The 17,445-nt window shown below is 41.6% G+C and carries 16 protein-coding genes; 2 read left to right on the forward strand and 14 right to left on the reverse strand.

Translation table 11 applies throughout. The annotated features are described in order from the left end of the window. Nucleotides 1-8: 8 nt before the first annotated feature. The 12 genes from P2W72_RS03910 to P2W72_RS03965 all read right to left on the reverse strand — a co-directional run bounded on the left by P2W72_RS03910 (nucleotide 9) and on the right by P2W72_RS03965 (nucleotide 12,370). Complete coding sequence (locus tag P2W72_RS03910; RefSeq protein WP_276359589.1) at nucleotides 9-1,109, reverse strand: Wzz/FepE/Etk N-terminal domain-containing protein; 1,101 nt, start codon at nucleotides 1,107-1,109, stop codon at nucleotides 9-11. A gap of 20 nt (nucleotides 1,110-1,129) precedes the next feature. Then, nucleotides 1,130-3,640: an SLBB domain-containing protein gene (locus P2W72_RS03915; RefSeq protein ID WP_276359590.1), complete on the reverse strand. Its 2,511-nt coding sequence runs from the start codon at nucleotides 3,638-3,640 to the stop codon at nucleotides 1,130-1,132. Between the two features lie 237 nt (nucleotides 3,641-3,877). After that, the gene (gene gmd, locus P2W72_RS03920; RefSeq protein ID WP_276359591.1) at nucleotides 3,878-5,014 is read right to left on the reverse strand and encodes a GDP-mannose 4,6-dehydratase; all 1,137 of its coding nucleotides are present in this window, start codon (nucleotides 5,012-5,014) and stop codon (nucleotides 3,878-3,880) included. 209 nt (nucleotides 5,015-5,223) lie between these two features. Next, nucleotides 5,224-5,718 carry a UpxY family transcription antiterminator gene (locus tag P2W72_RS03925; protein WP_276359592.1) on the reverse strand — a complete coding sequence of 165 codons (495 nt, stop codon included), beginning with the start codon at nucleotides 5,716-5,718 and terminating at the stop codon, nucleotides 5,224-5,226. Further along, nucleotides 5,715-6,251, reverse strand: a complete 537-nt coding sequence (locus P2W72_RS03930; RefSeq protein WP_276359593.1) for an ArsR family transcriptional regulator — start codon at nucleotides 6,249-6,251, stop codon at nucleotides 5,715-5,717. Before P2W72_RS03930 ends, P2W72_RS03925 begins: the two co-directional genes overlap by 4 nt. Before the next feature lie 943 nt (nucleotides 6,252-7,194). Next, nucleotides 7,195-7,704: a hypothetical protein gene (locus P2W72_RS03935; RefSeq protein WP_276359595.1), complete on the reverse strand. Its 510-nt coding sequence runs from the start codon at nucleotides 7,702-7,704 to the stop codon at nucleotides 7,195-7,197. A gap of 9 nt (nucleotides 7,705-7,713) precedes the next feature. After that, nucleotides 7,714-8,451, reverse strand: a complete 738-nt coding sequence (locus tag P2W72_RS03940; protein ID WP_276359596.1) for a hypothetical protein — start codon at nucleotides 8,449-8,451, stop codon at nucleotides 7,714-7,716. 10 nt (nucleotides 8,452-8,461) lie between these two features. Next, nucleotides 8,462-9,100: a DUF6266 family protein gene (locus P2W72_RS03945; protein WP_276359597.1), complete on the reverse strand. Its 639-nt coding sequence runs from the start codon at nucleotides 9,098-9,100 to the stop codon at nucleotides 8,462-8,464. A 15-nt stretch (nucleotides 9,101-9,115) separates the two neighbouring features. After that, a complete protein-coding gene (locus P2W72_RS03950; RefSeq protein WP_276359598.1) occupies nucleotides 9,116-9,484 on the reverse strand; it encodes a hypothetical protein in 369 nt (122 codons plus the stop codon). Between the two features lie 61 nt (nucleotides 9,485-9,545). Beyond that, complete coding sequence (locus tag P2W72_RS03955) at nucleotides 9,546-10,184, reverse strand: DUF6266 family protein (RefSeq protein WP_276359599.1); 639 nt, start codon at nucleotides 10,182-10,184, stop codon at nucleotides 9,546-9,548. Nucleotides 10,185-11,199: 1,015 nt separating this feature from the next. Further along, complete coding sequence (locus P2W72_RS03960; protein ID WP_276359600.1) at nucleotides 11,200-11,478, reverse strand: hypothetical protein; 279 nt, start codon at nucleotides 11,476-11,478, stop codon at nucleotides 11,200-11,202. Nucleotides 11,479-12,097: 619 nt separating this feature from the next. Continuing rightward, nucleotides 12,098-12,370, reverse strand: a complete 273-nt coding sequence (locus P2W72_RS03965; protein ID WP_276359601.1) for a helix-turn-helix domain-containing protein — start codon at nucleotides 12,368-12,370, stop codon at nucleotides 12,098-12,100. A 416-nt stretch (nucleotides 12,371-12,786) separates the two neighbouring features. Between P2W72_RS03965 and P2W72_RS03970 the strand changes: the two genes are divergently transcribed. Then, nucleotides 12,787-13,287, forward strand: a complete 501-nt coding sequence (locus P2W72_RS03970) for a helix-turn-helix transcriptional regulator (RefSeq protein ID WP_276359602.1) — start codon at nucleotides 12,787-12,789, stop codon at nucleotides 13,285-13,287. Nucleotides 13,288-14,071: 784 nt separating this feature from the next. On the opposite strand, the gene P2W72_RS03975 is transcribed toward P2W72_RS03970, so the two are convergent. Further along, complete coding sequence (locus P2W72_RS03975) at nucleotides 14,072-15,343, reverse strand: nucleotide sugar dehydrogenase (RefSeq protein ID WP_276359603.1); 1,272 nt, start codon at nucleotides 15,341-15,343, stop codon at nucleotides 14,072-14,074. 339 nt (nucleotides 15,344-15,682) lie between these two features. Further along, entirely contained in the window at nucleotides 15,683-17,101 is a 1,419-nt protein-coding gene (locus P2W72_RS03980; RefSeq protein ID WP_276359604.1) for a Gfo/Idh/MocA family oxidoreductase, read from the reverse strand. A 142-nt stretch (nucleotides 17,102-17,243) separates the two neighbouring features. On the opposite strand from P2W72_RS03980, the gene P2W72_RS03985 reads away from it, so the two are divergent. After that, nucleotides 17,244-17,441, forward strand: coding sequence for a hypothetical protein (locus tag P2W72_RS03985; RefSeq protein ID WP_276359605.1), 198 nt, complete (start codon nucleotides 17,244-17,246; stop codon nucleotides 17,439-17,441). The last annotated feature ends 4 nt before the right edge of the window (nucleotides 17,442-17,445 follow it).

Here is a 17,445-nt window from a genome sequence, read left to right on the forward strand (position 1 = left end):
AGAGATATTCAAGTTTTTAAATAGGAATTAATAGCCTTAAATAATATCAATGAAATCCCTACTGAGAATACCATAATAAAAATTCCTAATGTGACCATTTTAAAAATATTCACTCTGTCAACCTTAAGAGGTAAAATAGGTTTATCAATTATTTGGATTAGAGGAGTTTCCTTTCTTAAGGAAACCTTAGCCATTTCCAAGTTTTGAATTAACTGGCTTAAGATTGCCTGATTTATCTGAACCTCAACCTGTTTGCGCTGAGATGGGACTCGTATAATTTGCCGAGCAACATTGAGATTAGGATTGGCGTCAGTTGAAGATGCAACTCCTATAATTGCTGAATTAAATGCTCTTTTAACAGAATCTGTTTGATACTGCAAGATAGCCAAATTCTCGGCTGATTTCTTCGTCTTAGTTTCTATATAAAAATCGGATACCTCCTCTGTAACCGCTTCTGAAAATTTTTTTGCAAATAATTCGTCTTGGGAGATAACCCGAACAGCAACGATGCTCGATTTTTTATCAAGCTTTTCAATAGTAAGATTATTAGCAATTATTGAATTATAAAAAGCTGTAATTAAAGTATTCTGATCTAAAGAAAATTTTGAGGGATCGGCATCCGGTAAAAATTTAACATTCGAAAATTTTGACCCTTTCTCAATCCAATTTTCCCGCTTTTTGTTTATCCGAATATAAACCTCAGCCAAGGTTTCTCTCTTACCATTAATACTTACAGGCGCCAACAGCGCTTTTTCTATTATATTACGAGATTTCATGAGAACAATCAGATTGTCCCCAGAAAACACTCCGCCTCCACCGCCACCAAGGTCCATGCCAAATTGGCCTGCTAAACTAGCATAACCACCCAGACCACCACCCGTTGATTGCTCTTCCTCTAATACGAACGTGAGTTCTGCTGTATACAAAGGTTTTTTATAATAAGAATAGATAAGTCCTCCCATCCCACCCATAATTCCAGCAACGAGAATTATTTTCCATTGAGAAATTAGATAATTCAACAAATCACGTAGTTTCAGAATAAATTCCTTTAAGGATATCTCATCACTCATTTCCAAGGCTGTTTCTATTTTCGCTTTTTGTTCAATCATAAAATTTCTATTCCCAGGTACTATTTAGACAAATTTAATATCCCTAATATAATAGCTCCAAGTGAAGCAACGCCAGTAGTTATTCCTAATAATTCCTGCGTAGATAATTTCTGACTTTCATCCTTTTTAGGAACAAAAATCTCGGAACCAGGATCTATAGAAGGGTAATTATTAAAGAAAAATATTTTACTGGTACTCTTAACGGAACCATTCGCATAAATAACATAAGATCGTCTTTTCAAAGATTTATTGGAAAATCCTCCACCCTGTGAAATATAATGCTTAAAGCCTCTACCCTGACTAAAAATGGTGGTAACAGGATACAATATCTCTCCATTAACCTTAACAGTTTGTAATTGCTTTGGAATTCTTAAAACATCGCCCTCCTCCAGAATGAGATCGGATTGAGTACCCGGATTTTCCAGGATCTTATCCAGCTTAATTCCCACATAAACATTTTTCAACACCTCTTTCTCTACATTAGTAGCCGTGGTATCCTTTACATTTTTCTGTAAACGCTGAAGTTTGGCTAATTTATTCTGTTCCTCTTCCTCTTCGTTGATCGCATTTTTACCTTTAGGTTTTGCCGGGCCTTCACGCTTTAAGGAAGCTCCCTTAACATAGGCCAATGCCGTTAAACCACCTGCCCGTTTCAATAAATCCGAAACCCTCTCGTCCTTACTTTTAATGGTATACATTCCCGGATACAAAACCTCCCCTTCCACCTTCACCTGGCGCTGTACCTCATAACCTATTGAACTTCTTACCGAAACGATATCAAAAGGCTGCAGCTCAAATTTAGGCTTTGAAAAAATCAGATTCTTGTCAATATCAATCTGAAAGACCTCAGAAATTATAGCAGATTCCGAACTTGAATTACTGTTCTTTACCCTTCTTGAAACTTCGACCCTTTGTTCAGTGGCAGCTTCGGTAAATCCACCCGCCTGTATGATCAATTCCTCCAAGGTCATTTTTTCTGCAAAATCGAACTCACCGGGTTGTCTGACTTCTCCGTCAATTCTGACCTTATATTCTTCCTTCAGATCAAATATAGATGCAATACTGATGATATCCTCTCTCATTAATGGAATATCCTTTGTGCTTCCTTTTAAGATCCCTGAAAGATCCACCGAAATCAGTTCTGTCTGATTATCCGCTTTCAAACGGGTTATATAGCCTCTCTGCTGAAATGCATCTTCCTTTAAGCCTTCAGCCTTTTTAATCAATTGAGCCAGGGTCAAACCGGGTTCCAGTTCATATTGACCCGGACGGAATACTGCCCCCTCAATACTGACCCGGTTTACGAATCTTTCCAATACCCTGTCCACAAAATATTTATCTCCGGTATTGGGCTGATATCCTGTAAATTGATCTGAACTGATATCGGCTATTTTACGTTCTGTATCCGTATTTTTTAAGACCTTCACTCTGGCCCTGAACGCATTTTCTGTGAAATCACCGGCAAAATTGAGCAGATCTTTGAAGGACTCTCCTGATCTTAATTCAAAAATGCCCGGGCGCTTCACTTCTCCAACAACTTCAATGCGCGACTGGTATACCGGAACGCGAATAATATCCTGATCCTGCAATCTTAAATTATCAGACATCTCACCCTTCATCAGGAAATCATAAATATCCAGAACCGCGATCTTTTTTCCTCCCCTGATCAACTCAATATTACGGAAAGAGCCTTTCTCTGTAGGTCCGCCGGAAGAATAAAGGGCATTAAACACATTTGCCAGGGAAGACAAGGTATAAGTACCCGGTTTGACAATCTCACCGGTCAGAATCACCTTAATGCTCCGGATATTGCCGACAGCAATATTCAATTTGGTACTCCCGGTACGCAATCCGGCATAGACTGTTGACATACGGGATCTAATCCTTGAACTCGCCGCTTCTATAGTTAGCCCTGCAACCGGAACTACCCCCACGTATTCGATATTGATATTCCCCTCAGGGCTCACTTTCAGGTTATAAGAAGCCTCTGAATTCCCGTAAATATCAATCAAGAGCTCATCATTCGGACCGATTACATAATTCTTCGGTGTGGCAATACTCAGATTAGGTTCAAAAGTTAATTTGGAATTCCTGAACAAATCTGCCCCGAATATCTTTGAACGAAGTTCATTAAATGCTTTTTCTGCTTCCGTTTCAGGATCTTTTTGAACCTCTGTACTGTCCTGCTCAAAGCTCATTTCCCTGCCGCCGGTTCCTTTTCCGGACTGAATTTTATTCGGATCAGATTGTGAAGACTGCTTTTTATCATTCTTTTTCAGCTTCTCAACACGCTCCCTTAATTTTTTAATTTCTTCAGGACGCATTCCCCTTGCCTGAGCTATTTGCTCCATCTGGGCATCTCCCATACCGCTGGCTCCAGCCTGTCTCATAAAATTTCTCACCTGATCATCACTCAATTCATCCACACGGATATTACCCAGATTCTGAGTATTAACCTGAGCCATAGCCGGAATAGAGATACTCAAAAGGATCAAAAAAGCCAAATGGCTGAAAAGTTTGTTCATCTTCATATAACGCAATTGCGCAAAGCTAATTAATCTTCTTTATTAAAGAGTACCCGATATCGGGTAATTTTATATTGGTTTTTAGGTATAAAGATTGAAATCAATAGTTAAAGAGTACTAAAATCAATAAGATCCCTCATTGCATTCGGGATGACATTTTTCTCATCATTCGAATTTCCAGACCTAATTGAATTTTATCTCTCTTATGTATCTCAATACGCAATACTCTATACTCAATACTGCTTATTCAAAATAATTCAGAGTATTAAATCCCCCATCCTTCAGATATTCATCCTTTTTCATCAGATGAAGATCAGATAAAACCATCTCTTTAACCAAAGCAGCAAGATCATATTTCGGCTTCCAGCCCAGTTTGGTATTTGATTTGGTTGGATTACCTATTAACAAATCCACTTCAGTCGGTCTGAAATACTTCGGATCTACCTTGACTACCGTAGTCCCGGGCTTTAAGTTATCCGCTTTCAATTTCAGGCTTTCCATTTTGGTCTCGTCAACATCAATGATAACCCCTCTTTCCTGCTCATCCTTCCCACTGAATTCGACCTCTATTCCCAATTCAGCGAAGCTCATTTTCACGAAATCCCGGACTGTAGTTGTAACCCCGGTCGCAATCACAAAATCCTCCGGCTTTTCCTGCTGCAGAATCAGCCACATTGCTTCCACATAATCTTTGGCATGGCCCCAGTCGCGCTGAGCGGAAAGATTACCGAGGTATAAACAATTCTGCAGACCAAGGGCAATCTTTGCAGCGGCTCGGGTAATTTTACGGGTTACGAAGGTTTCGCCACGCACCGGACTTTCATGATTGAATAAAATGCCATTACAGGCAAAGAGATTATAGGCTTCACGGTAATTCACGGTAATCCAGTATGCGTACATTTTCGCCACTGCATAGGGAGATCGTGGGTAAAAAGGAGTTTTTTCTGATTGAGGGACTTCCTGTACCAGGCCATATAGTTCTGAGGTTGAAGCCTGATAGATTTTAGTTTTTTTCTTTAAGCCCAGAATCCGTATTGCTTCCAGAATCCGCAAAGTACCCAAACCATCTGCATTGGCTGTATACTCGGGAGTTTCAAAACTCACCTGTACATGGCTCATTGCAGCAAGATTATAAATCTCATCGGGCTGAGTTTCCTGAATAATGCGAATCAGATTTGTTGAATCCGTAAGATCGCCATAATGTAATTTTAAGCGAACACCCTGCTCATGAGGATCCTGATACAAATGATCAATACGATCCGTGTTCAGCAAGGAACTTCTTCGCTTGATCCCATGAACAAAATACCCCTTATTTAACAGAAATTCTGTCAGATAAGCCCCATCCTGACCGGTAATGCCTGTGATTAATGCTGTCTTCATGAGGAGAGTATTGAGTAGTCAGTATTGAGTATTGAGATAGAATGTGCTGATCCGAAAGATTCTGCTTTCATCGATGATTTTGTTAGCTATGCAATTTTACAAAATATACCGTTAAAATCAGTTTTTGAACTGTGCTGGATATGGCTCCGCCCTTTCAGTCACATTTTCAGGGTGCGACATCTGTTTAAATTTTCAAAATCAGGCAATTTTTAAAAGGCCTGTAATTTCTCTATCATATTTTTTCTCAGGTCTACCCTGACCTGCAAACCGAGGTCTTCCAGAAGCAAAAGTGCATAATTACCCCTTTTCTCCAGAACCTCTGCTTCCTTATCCATCAATGCCCCTGAACGGATTCTGATCCGATCATTCACATTCAGGTTCTCTGCCTGTATGCCTTCATGATCGTATTCGATCAGCCAGCTTTTCAAAAGATTCATTTCCTTCTCCCGGATGATAGCCGGTTTCCCGCAATAGTATACATAACGCACCACACCCGGAACTGAAAAAATCTTATCCCTCTCCCAATCCTCCAGACTGACAAAACAATAGGATCTGAACAGAGGCTCCTCCACCCATTTCCATCGGTCGCTCCAGAGTTTTTTCCTTTTTAACAGCGGACAAAATACTTCTATGCCGGCTTTAGCCAGTTTATCCGCAACCATTTTCTCTGATCGCGATTTCGTATAAATCACATACCAGTTCATGCCGAATGATCAAAAATCAGAACCATTTCCTTATGATGCTTTTCAACATAAACCTGTGCATCTTCTTTTTCAAAGACCAGATAACGGATCTTTCGGCCGATCAGGGGTTCCGCCTTCTCTACCAGATTACTCAGGTAGTTCCTGTCTATATTGTCCCCAATGATCATCAGATCAATGATATCCGAATCCAGTCCTCGGGCGATCATTCCCTCAAGATAAACGCGCTGTACATTTCCCAAACGGTCGATCACCTTTTCAAGCACATCTTCTACACCAATAAATTTTCGAATAATGCTGTTCAGATCCTTGAATAAGGGATGGAGTGTATTGGCCCGGTACAATTTCTTATTGCCATCCGATTCTGCCAGCAAAAGCCCGGCCTGCTCAAAACGGTTCAGCTCCTGCCGGATACCATTCGTGCTTTCATTAAACTCATTCTCCAGACTACGCAGATAGCCCTGGTTATTGATGTTTAAGAAGAACTTCAGCAAAAGCTTAATTCTGGTTTTGGATGTGATCAGTGTTTCGAGCATAATATTGAGTATATTTAGTACTCATTATATGATTCAAAAATAGAACATATTTTTAGAACTGCAAGGAGAAATTGGCAATTAAGTTATCGGTTGTCTATTATCAGTTATCTGAATAAATTCTGATATATACAGCCCACTGTATTCCCAACTAAGGAGGGGGATTTTTGTAGTTTATAAGAATAATTATTCTGCTTGCAACTAAGAAGATTCTTCGTCGCCAAAAAAATCCGATAAATATAACAATTCGTTTGGCTCCTCTGAATGACAGAAAGGGTAAGAATTAAAAATTACTAATTAAGAAATCCTGTTACCTGTTGTCAGTTATCTGTTGCCTGATTTAATACAGCTAATATCACATTCAGTAGCCACTCATCTCAATAAGCATTACTCAATACTATTTTCTGTTATCTGAAAAACTCCATTTCTCGCTATTACAAGCAGTAGCATTTGATTAACTTCTTTTGCGGCATCGGGTGAGGCGGCTACGACAAATAAGCCATTGCATAGACCATTGAAGCCTCACACGCAGCCGTTGATGGTTGCACTTTCCTAAGCTTTTAGCGTTCATCTTAGCACCCTTTATAATTCTCATGAAAGGTATTCATTTTAAAGTAGCAGGATTCCCGAGCGTAGGGCTGAAAGAACGGCGGGCCGGGAGTATGGCTTTCGGCGGAGGAAGCGGAGCCTGCCCCGATCTTTGAGAGGGGTCTTTTCTTGATTTTACTCAGTATTTTTTATTGTTTTTATCTGCCTTCGTGGTCTCACCCCTAAGGCGGTTCGGCATTGGCTACTTTTTGATCAAGCAAACCGCGAAGCAGCTTGAGAGCCATTGAAATTAAAAACAAACACCGAAAAAAGTAGCTTGCCTCCGCGGCTAGGAGCGATAATGAAATGGTACGAGCGGGGCTAAACTGAGCAATTCATTAAAATTAATACTTACAACTCAGCCGAGCATGCTTCTTATCCATCTTTTCAACCACCAACCCAGCAGAATAATCCCAAATAATCCAATCAACAACCACATTACTCTCCGGGATTTATTTTCCAATACCCTGCTTTTTGCCGAATCATGCTTTTCACTTTGTTGATGTTCCTCATAACTTTGGCTGCTTTGCTGTTCTGCCTGAATGCCTGTACTGTCAGTCAAAGTTTTCACCTTTCTGCGTAGTCCGCTGATTTCAATCTTCTCAGCTTTACCGCGAAATCCATGTTGAAGCGAGAAACTAAAGGTATCGGCAGGAATGATATGGATGGTGTATAATTCATGGGTAGAGTCGCTCATCTGGAGGATATGTTTAGCATCGTATCGGGCAAGATGATTCTCCTGTGTTAGGGTCTCTGATTGTGCTGAGGCTGAACTTTCAGCCTTTTGTCTGTTCAGCTTCCGGGTACTGCATGAGCTGAGAATGATCAGGGTCAGCAGAATTAATAGTTTGAATATTAAAGTTCTCATAATTTAGATTTAAGGCTGCGGGATATACCCCGCAACCTGATAAATAGATTTGACAGGTCGCCGCTTGCGATATACTCCATCTCCTTCTCTACTGCCATAAATAGTAGTATTCCCTTCTACCGTAATCAACCAGGTTCCATCCCATTGATCGATGAAGCCTGCATGGGCAATGCGCTTTTTGTCGGGGAAATAGATGCCGAAAACATCACCGGTATTTGGTTGACGGATATCTGTTGGCTGTTTTCTGTTATCTGTTGTCTGTCTGTTCGGATAGATGAAAGCTAATGGGACTTGTATTAATTTCGGGTTGCCTGCCTGAATGGTAGGTAACTTAATTTCTGATACAGCTGCCCTGCTTTCAACTTTAAGCTTTCTGCTTTCAGCTCTTTCCCATATCACTTTACTACTCGTAAACAAATCCGGAGACCAGCCTGTTTTGGGGTTCTGGACATCGGCCTTACCCAAAACCCAGCAGACAAAAGCAGCGCACCAGGGATTTCCTGACGGAAGGTTTACATAGTTGAGGTATTGCGCGACCGCCGGGCCTGAGTTTATTCCTTTCTCGCGGATGCCGATCTGGGAAGTGTAGATTTCCTGAACCTTTTGCCGTATAGCATTGCCACGGGCCGGAATTGTTTGTCCTTTGACATGCGGAGCATTGAGAATTGCAATGCAGAGCAGAAAGAAAATCGATAGTTCCATCATCAGAATGAGGAGCCTGTCTGAGTTGTGATTGCCTGTTTTCATGGGAGCTGTTTTAATTGGTGATTACTTTACCCAGATATACCGAATCGGAACAGGCATTTTGCAAGACAGAGCGGTAGAAAAGCCATAAACAGCATTCCTTTCCGGCAAACTCCTCCGGTAGTCGGATACTTCCGGATTCATCCGACCTCCGGATTCCCGTCCTGTCATTATACCAAAACTCCTTTAAAGAAATACAGTAAACCAAAACCAGCAATTCGTCTGCAGGACTGGTATCAAATCGCTGATAAAACGACCAGCTGAAACTTAACTGACCCGGTTTTTCTGCCTGAACAGAGATTTTATGGGGTTCTTCCAGACTCCCCTGAATCAGCTTTACTTTAGCATAGTCGATTTCCAGATCCGGATAGTCGCCTGTGACAGCCTCATCCAGAATCTGCCTGAATGCAATGCCTTTACCGCTCTTTTTCGGATTGCTTACTTTATAAGCGGCATTCAGGATCCATCCAATTTGACACAGAAAGCCGGAGACAAGTCCAAATTTTGCACGGTAGATCAGCTGTTTTTCTGTTGCCGGTTTTAGTGTTTTACGCGGTAAACTCCTCACATAATTAACACCGTTTTTTATCACATACACCCGATCTCCAAGCTTCCCGGATATCGGGCCTAAACATCCTCTTTGAATTGCCATGACATTTATTTTTGTTTATAAAAGGGCTGATAAGACGAGTATAAATGCGTAAAATATCAGCATGTAAAAGCTCAGATATATAATCACTTTCTGATAGGCTGTCAGCGATCTGAAATTACTCTCCAGCTGTCTGTCCGAATACTCTGCAAATGCCGGCCAGATGCTGACAATGATCCTCCAGGTCATCGCTTTAAAAATGAGCACCGCCGTTGCTGCCAGGATAATGGCACTTAAGATTCCGGGATCTATGGCTGCCGCAGATCCATCCACCTCACGGATCAGGTAAGGAAATACGATGAATGTTAGCATGACCACAATAATGTCGGCAAGCTCCTTTCTGAAAGGGAAATGCCAGGGGAAATAATATTTTTTAGATAGTTCCATGATTTTAATGATCAGATTTTGAACAAAATAGCGGCGGCATATCTCAGCCGCCACCAGCTAATTAAACCACCACAAACTCCCCTACATACACACTGTTCGACAGTCTGCCTTGTCTGGACATATAGAACATGTATACATGAACTGTATTTCCCAGGTAAGCTGCAGGAATAGGGATGATCATCTCCGCCTCCACCCTTGTCACGCCCATCGGTCCGCTCAGGTAGATGTTCGTCACCGGATCGAAGATTACCACCATAACCTCATCATCCATGTATGCATTAAAGGGGTTCAGGTCATCCGACCAGGATAACACTAATTCACCGGCCTCTGCCAGCGCAGCAGCACCAACCGGAGCTGCCAGACTACCCTTGGCAAATTGTGCTTTAGAGTAATCAATGACAAAGTCGGGATAGCTGCCCGCTATTGCCTGTTCCAATACATGCTTCACGGCTAAATTATAGCCGGTAGCTTTACCGGACTTCTGACCGCCGAAACCCACATTCAGCAAGTCCTTGACAGGCTGAAGGAATTTCACTGCTGCAGCAAACCTGGCCTGCTGCTCCAGTTGTTTCAGCGTTTTCGGCTTTTTACTGATCTTCGGAATACCGCGCATGTAATTGATATCACGCCAGCTGCTTCCAATAAAACTTCCGGCCTTGCCGGAGAAGGCTCCATTGCCTCCGTTTCTGATTGTACCCATGATTTTAAATTTTAAGGGTTAAAAAAATTAATGAAGTACCGGTACAGTGCAAACCTGAGGAGAAACCGAAAATCACTGAAATTTTTGCCGGAATTTGCCGGAATTTGCTCCTACTTGCCGGATAAGCCGGTAACAGGAAGCTCTCTGAACCGGAAGTTTAGGGGAATTATTCGGGCCTGATGGCAGACAAAAGGAAGACAAGCGGCAGAATCATTCCATACTCCGCCCGGATGTTACCCCTGATTCTTCAGCAGGGCTTCAGACTTTGTTCGCTCTCTGCCGAACATTTCCCGAAGAAAGGGGGGTATTTCCCGAAGCTTTCCCGAACACTTCCCGAAGAAATGGGGTGTTTTCCCGAAGAACTCCCGAAGACATCCCGAAGAAAGGTGCAGGATTTCTGCAAAAACAGTGGGAGCCGGATCGGTCCATTGTTGAAGAAGGGCAGGACATGTCCCGAAGCTGTCTGCCACTTGTCTGCCACTTGATTCGGAGGATTCCCGAATAAATACCCTGCAGGTCCCGAAGAATGATGGGAAAGGCAATGGAATTAAAAATTACGAAATCTCGTTGCCTCATATCAATTACCACCCGATAGCTATCGGTTCAATACTACATCCTATTTCCGGTTATGGGTCTTATTTTACGACGATAGATTGAAACGGTACGAGCGGGGACGCTCGCACCAGCGCTGGGCGGTAAACACACCACGACTGCCTTAGCAATGAATTCATAGCCCTGTACGCAGCCGTTGATGGATGAACATTCCTAAACTTGTAACCTTCATCTTAGTAGCCTTCAGATTATTACTAATGGAGATAAATAAAGAATGAATCAGGATTTATGAGCGCAGGGATGAAAGAACGGCGGGCCGGGTGTATGGCCCTCGGCGGTGGAAGCGAAGCCTGCCCCGATCTTTGAGAGGGGTCTTGTCTTGATTTTACTCAGTATTTTTTATTGTTTTTATAGGCCTTCGTGGTCTCACTGCTAAGGCAGTTCGGCATTGTTTACTTTTTCATCAAGGAAACCGCGAAGCAGCTTGAGGCCCTTTGAAAATAAAAATAAACACCGAAAAAAGTAAATAGGCCACCGCGGCTATGAGCGGAGATGAAATGGTACGAGCGGGGCACCAGCCCTGAAGGTTCTGGCTTTCGCCAGAATGACAATGCATTTTTTTAATAATGGAGGAGATCCTGACTTTCGTCAGGATCGTAATCCTTAAATAATGACATTGCGCTCGCACCAGTGCTGGATGAGAAAAGCATTCATCAGATGCATAAAAGATATTTGATTTCATTAGTAGGATTATAGATATGTTGCCTTTGCAAGAACTTTCATATACTTTTTTTGCGGCATCGGACAGGGCGGTAAACACCACGACTGCCTTAGCAATGAATTCATAGCCCTGTACGCAGCCGTTGATGGATGAACATTCCTAAACTTGTAACCTTCATCTTAGTAGCCTTCAGATTATTACTAATGGAGATAAATAAAGAATGAATCAGGATTTATGAGCGCAGGGATGAAAGAACGGCGGGCCGGGAGTATGGCCCTCGGCGGTGGAAGCGAAGCCTGCCCCGATCTTTGAGAGGGGTCTTGTCTTGATTTTACTCAGTATTTTTTATTGTTTTTATAGGCCTTCGTGGTCTCACTGCTAAGGCAGTTCGGCATTGTTTACTTTTTCATCAAGGAAACCGCGAAGCAGCTTGAGGCCCTTTGAAAATAAAAATAAACACCGAAAAAAGTAAATAGGCCACCGCGGCTATGAGCGGAGATGAAATGGTACGAGCGGGGACGCTCGCACCAGCGCTGGGGGCTATGAGCGGCATAAAATTTGAAATTAGATGCATATTGACAACCCTGAATAAAATACTTCACTTAATACCTTAAAAAGCCCGAAAGAAGATAAAGCACCCTTATTTCAGATGAAAGTCCCGGATTTTAAAAAGATGCGGAGCAAAATAACGAAGTTGCTTACCAAATGGTACAGGTTTTATCTGACCACTTTCCCTGAGGTTGTACATGGTTCTCTCACAAACCTTAAGAATCTTCATGGTTTCCTGAGGGGTTAGCCAATTTTTAGGGTCATAAAATTCTGCCCCAGGCGAAGCTTCCTCTGAAGAAAGGACCTTCTTCAGATCCTTTGAAATCTCTTCCAGCAGTTCTATGATGCGTTCCTCTTTTGACATGACATACAAATCACTCTACAAAAATGACTAACGACAGGCTAAAATGTTATTCATCGCCTGAATAAGTTATTCAAACGGATGAATAACTTATTCATGGGTAAATATTGTCTTTTCAAAACCTGTGGAAATCCGCAAAGCAAATCCGGATAAATGTTGATTTAAAATCAGCCATGTTCACCGGTTTGAAGAGGAGGATTTTGAATATGAATAAATTATTCATGCCTGAATAAACTATTCATGAGAATCATAAAACTACGTTTAGAAGCTAAAAAAATAATATTTAAGCCCCATGATCCTAAATGTCTCTTGATGAGGGTATTGACAGAAGATATTTGAATGATTAAATTCATGGTATAAAATAAACGCTCTATGTAAAAGAAATCAATTCATTCATCATTTACCTCAATGTCCCCAACATGAAAAATTTCAACTTTGGAGAAAACCTCCGAATGATCCGCATTTACAGAAATGTTTGTCAGGAAGGTATGGCCACAGGGCTTAACATCTCGCAGGCTTCCTATTCAAGAATCGAGGCAAGTCCTGATTTGCCTGAGCTTCAGCTGATTAATAAACTCGCCGATACGCTGGGTGTGAGGCCGAAAGATTTAATATCAGCGAACTGGTATGCTCAGGCAGTGAATGGCGGTTCTGAAAAAAACAAGCGCACGGTAGCTACAATCAACCACACCGGCCAGGTCACCTATGGAATTTTGCTTGCTACAGCCGCCTGGGACTCCACTTCAGGAACGGCATCAGGTGCACAGATGGAATCCATAAATGCCATATTGTTTATTGGCTCTTGCATAGGATTGGGTGCATTTTTTCTTTACCATTTTACTGTTAAACACGTAAAGCTGATCGTTGAAGAAGACACCTTGAATGCTCATGAAGGTTTAGGGCCTGGCAAAAAAGCCTGAACTGTGATTCCTGTACTCTGGAGGATTTGTAAACCAGAACTCCATAGTCATGAGTTTCATTCCCAGGTCAAGCTTCACATTATGGATCGTTAAGCTCATAGAAATATTCGTATTTATACATAATTATACGAAAATTATCCGATTAGAAAAAATTATTTTTTACGTATCTATCCGGATAAATACGTAAAATGATACGAATGCAATGTTTTAGATTATAGATTACCAGCAGCACAAAAAATAGATGCGTAAAGCTCATATTCAATTCAAAATGAGCCACAAAGAGGATCATTTTGAGCTCAAAACAACATACCGCAATTAAGGATCCCTGATACTTATTTGTTATCTGTAGTGAAGACCTTATTCCGATTCGCCCGGGCTTGACCCGCATCAAAAGAATACGGACAGAAAGAATATATATTGCTCGTTAAACAGGAATTTTCCAGCTCATCGTGGGGAGATCCTTCGTCGCCTCCTATTTTCAGCAAATACAGAAAATAGTTTGGCCCCTCTGGACAACAAACCCCATAAAAAAAATTCAAGCAAATTGGAGAAAACCACCCTCTTTAATTCTCCCGCTGGCGGGAGACACTGGACGCATAGGCTCCCACACAAGGCCAAATCCTGAACATTTGCTCAACCCGATAGCGGGCTGCTAATTCCCTATTTTGCTCATTCATTTCCCCATCGACAAATAGACAAATCAACTCATTGACAAATTGTACCCCATTTGCTAATTTGCTCATTCTCTAATTTGCTATTCGAATATCAGGATTCCTCTAAGGTCTCAAAGTCTCCCATCCACCCATTCCCTCTTGAGTACGGCTCTGGTATCAAAGAGGATGGTATCCGGGTATTTCATTTTACCAAAATCAATATCAAGGAACTCATCATGTGCAACAGCAAGGATAATCAGCTGATATTTTCTTTCATGAATGTCAGTAATCAGACTGATATCATACTGACCTGCTACTTGTTCCCTCTCTGCAAGAGGGTCATAAACATCCACATCAATCCCGAATTGTCTTAACTCATTCACAATCTCTATAACCTTGCTGTTTCTGATATCCGGGCAATTTTCCTTGAAGGTTATCCCCATCAGCAATGCTCCGGAACCATTGATCTGAATATTCTTTTGCACCATTAGTTTAATGCACTTATTTACCACAAAAGATGCCATCTGATCATTGACATTTCTCCCTGAAAGAATTACCCGGGGATGATAGCCCAAAAGTTCAGCCTTATATGCCAGATAATAAGGATCGACTCCGATACAGTGCCCTCCAACCAAGCCTGGTTTGAAATTCAGGAAATTCCATTTGGTTGCAGCCGCACTCAGAACCTCAGTAGTATCAATATCCATCTTATCAAACATCAGGGCCAGTTCATTCACAAAGGAAATATTAACGTCCCGCTGAGCATTCTCTATTGCTTTAGAGGCTTCCGCAATTTTAATACTGGATGCCTTATGAGTCCCGGCCCTGATAATCGAAGCATATAAACTATCAACGAAATCGGCTGTTTCAGGAGTAGAGCCTGAGGTTACTTTAATAATGCTCTTAAGGGTATGTACCGGATCTCCCGGACTAACCCTTTCAGGAGAGTAAGCACAAAAGAAATTAAGATTGTATGTTAATTTGCTTACTCTTTCAAGCACAGGCACACAATCTTCTTCTGTACAACCGGGGTAAACTGTCGATTCATAAATTACGATATCCCCATCCTTAAGAAGCTTGCCTACTACCTCTGAAGCACTCAGCAATGGGCTAAGATCCGGCTTTTTATTCTGATCAATCGGGGTAGGAACTGTAATGATGTATATAGTGCAGGCTCTAAGTTCTTCCGGATCAGCACTGATAACCAGATTCGATTTTATCAACTCATCTTCAGACGTCTGCAAAGTCTTATCAATTCCTAAAAGCAGGGAATTTATCCGGTCTATGTCAGAATCATAACCAAAAACATTATATTTTTCGGAAAAAGCAAGAGCCAGAGGCAGACCTACATAACCTAATCCAATGATTCCAATTTTCAGATCAGGTGATAGTTGAGGCAGCATATACAATAGTTGAGTAGGTGCAAATATATCAATCGGATCAGTAAGTATGGTGATTAGTAGTTTGTAATTAGTATTTAGTAGTTAGTGATTTGTAGTTAGACGGGTTAGTGCTGAATTGGGGATCTGATTTCAGCATCGGGATGGTGGTTAATATGAAGAATTTTTCAATTACGAATTACGAATGAGCAATTACGAACTGATTATTCTGATAACAGATAACAGCTAACTGGTAACAGAAGAGTATTGAGCAGGTAGTATTCAGACTGATGTGTACTAAAATTCGAATTCAGCAACCTTCAATCTAAATACTAACTACTAAATACTACCTACTAAAAAAGATTACAGCTTCACTTCCGTATTTCCGCCTTTACTCATCGAAATATCCACCGGTTCATTCGTTTTCCATGAACCTCTGGTAAAATCAGGTACATCAATAGAATTGGAACGATTGTTAACAGACCACTCGCTCAACGGGAAGATAGAACTCCATAAGGCTGCATCATAAACATCCTGATCAACAGGCAAGCCATTACGCAGACAGTCGATATTCCGCCAGTCCATCAGAAAATCCATACCTCCATGCCCGCCAACCTGTTTGGCAAGTTCTCCTACCTTTCTGACAATTGCCGGTTCATATTGCTTTTCAAGCTTCTTGAATTCTTCTTCTGATATCCAGCCTTCATGACTGGTAGATATCCTGCCGGGAAGCGGATATTTCTGTGCAGTGCCTTTAGTGCCGCTCAGTAAATGCAATCTGGAATAAGGTCGCGGGGAGGTAACATCGTGTTGTAACATGATCGTTTTACCCTTTGCAGTACGAATAGTGGTTGTATTCATATTGCCGTTAAACGACTTGCCTGCAAATTGCTTATAATCATCATCAGTTGCAGCCAGTTTCCTGGCATTTTCAGCCATCATAAAATCATTGCTTGAAACAGAAACCAGGTAATCCATTTTATCACCACGGTTAATATTCAGCGCCTGACTTACCGGACCCAGTCCGTGAGTAGGGTATAAATTACCCTTTCTGCTGGCATCCATTCTCAGACGCCAGAAATCCCAGTATTTGTCTTTTGAAAAATCGCCTGCCAGAAGATCATGAATATAGGCTCCTTCGGCATGAACAATCTCGCCAAAGAATCCCTGACGGGTCATATTCAGAGTCAGCAGCTCAAAGAAATCATAGCAGCAGTTTTCGAGGATCATACAGTGTTTTCTGTTCCGTTCAGAGCTGTCAACCAACTGCCAGCATTCCTCGATTGAGGTCGCTGCAGGAACTTCAGTACATGCATGTTTTCCATGATCCATTGCATATACAGCCATAGGAGTATGCATCCTCCATGGTGTGGCAATGTAAACCAGATCAATATCATCACGTTCGCAAACCTGCTTCCAGGCTTCTGCATTGCCGGTAACCAGCTCCGGCTTTTGTCCGGAAGTTTCAATCTTCTTCAATGCTGCATTTGCCCTCTCAGGACGGAGATCACATAACACTTTGATCTCTACCCCGCCAATCTTACTCATCCTCACAACTGCACCAGTCCCTCTGTTACCGGTACCAATAAATGCAATGCGTACAGTTTCAAGTTTTGGCGCCGCATAGCCCGACATATTAAACTTCTGAGGTACATTCAGAAAAGCAGATGAATCTAAATTTTCATTCCGGTTTGATGCGAAAGCAGATAAATTGCCCGATAGAGTTAGACCTAATCCGGATACTCCGGCAAGTTTAATAAAGTCTCTGCGATTGTTTTTCATGTGGTTCTGTTGTTAATTGAACATGAGGAGAAATTTAAGAAGAATTTCGATTGTATGTACAGAAGAGTCTGAATAAAATATTAATCAGTGTAATATTTTGATAAAATTGTAATTTAACGTGAGTTCAGTATGATTAGATTTAATGATAAAGTTTAGGATGTCTTTTTATGGTGGTTTTAAGGTTTCTGTTGTTTGGAAACCTGCTGTTCTACCTTTCTCTTTAATGGAAGCCCCGCTTTACGCTCATACGCCACATGCCTTGAGCGCAGGCCGGTATCCGCTGCAATCGGGTTTAAGAACAAAAGACGATGCAAATAATTACTGCCTGTCTCTTGTTTAGATAA

Origin of the sequence: Daejeonella sp. H1SJ63, from assembly GCF_029360775.1 — a bacterium.
Taxonomy (GTDB): Bacteria; Bacteroidota; Bacteroidia; order Sphingobacteriales; family Sphingobacteriaceae; genus Daejeonella.

Coding starts and splice junctions, on each gene's coding strand:
- P2W72_RS03945 (WP_276359597.1), bottom strand. CDS start 9,100: ATGGCAATTCAAAGAGGATGTTTAGGCCCGATATCCGGGAAGCTTGGA.
- P2W72_RS03915 (WP_276359590.1), bottom strand. CDS start 3,640: ATGAAGATGAACAAACTTTTCAGCCATTTGGCTTTTTTGATCCTTTTG.
- P2W72_RS03960 (WP_276359600.1), bottom strand. CDS start 11,478: ATGAAATCAAATATCTTTTATGCATCTGATGAATGCTTTTCTCATCCA.
- P2W72_RS03910 (WP_276359589.1), bottom strand. CDS start 1,109: ATGATTGAACAAAAAGCGAAAATAGAAACAGCCTTGGAAATGAGTGAT.
- P2W72_RS03940 (WP_276359596.1), bottom strand. CDS start 8,451: ATGAAAACAGGCAATCACAACTCAGACAGGCTCCTCATTCTGATGATG.
- P2W72_RS03925 (WP_276359592.1), bottom strand. CDS start 5,718: ATGAACTGGTATGTGATTTATACGAAATCGCGATCAGAGAAAATGGTT.
- P2W72_RS03950 (WP_276359598.1), bottom strand. CDS start 9,484: ATGGAACTATCTAAAAAATATTATTTCCCCTGGCATTTCCCTTTCAGA.
- P2W72_RS03980 (WP_276359604.1), bottom strand. CDS start 17,101: ATGAAAAACAATCGCAGAGACTTTATTAAACTTGCCGGAGTATCCGGA.
- P2W72_RS03930 (WP_276359593.1), bottom strand. CDS start 6,251: ATGCTCGAAACACTGATCACATCCAAAACCAGAATTAAGCTTTTGCTG.
- P2W72_RS03965 (WP_276359601.1), bottom strand. CDS start 12,370: ATGTCAAAAGAGGAACGCATCATAGAACTGCTGGAAGAGATTTCAAAG.
- gmd (WP_276359591.1), bottom strand. CDS start 5,014: ATGAAGACAGCATTAATCACAGGCATTACCGGTCAGGATGGGGCTTAT.
- P2W72_RS03985 (WP_276359605.1), top strand. CDS start 17,244: ATGATAAAGTTTAGGATGTCTTTTTATGGTGGTTTTAAGGTTTCTGTT.
- P2W72_RS03935 (WP_276359595.1), bottom strand. CDS start 7,704: ATGAGAACTTTAATATTCAAACTATTAATTCTGCTGACCCTGATCATT.
- P2W72_RS03975 (WP_276359603.1), bottom strand. CDS start 15,343: ATGCTGCCTCAACTATCACCTGATCTGAAAATTGGAATCATTGGATTA.
- P2W72_RS03955 (WP_276359599.1), bottom strand. CDS start 10,184: ATGGGTACAATCAGAAACGGAGGCAATGGAGCCTTCTCCGGCAAGGCC.
- P2W72_RS03970 (WP_276359602.1), top strand. CDS start 12,787: ATGAAAAATTTCAACTTTGGAGAAAACCTCCGAATGATCCGCATTTAC.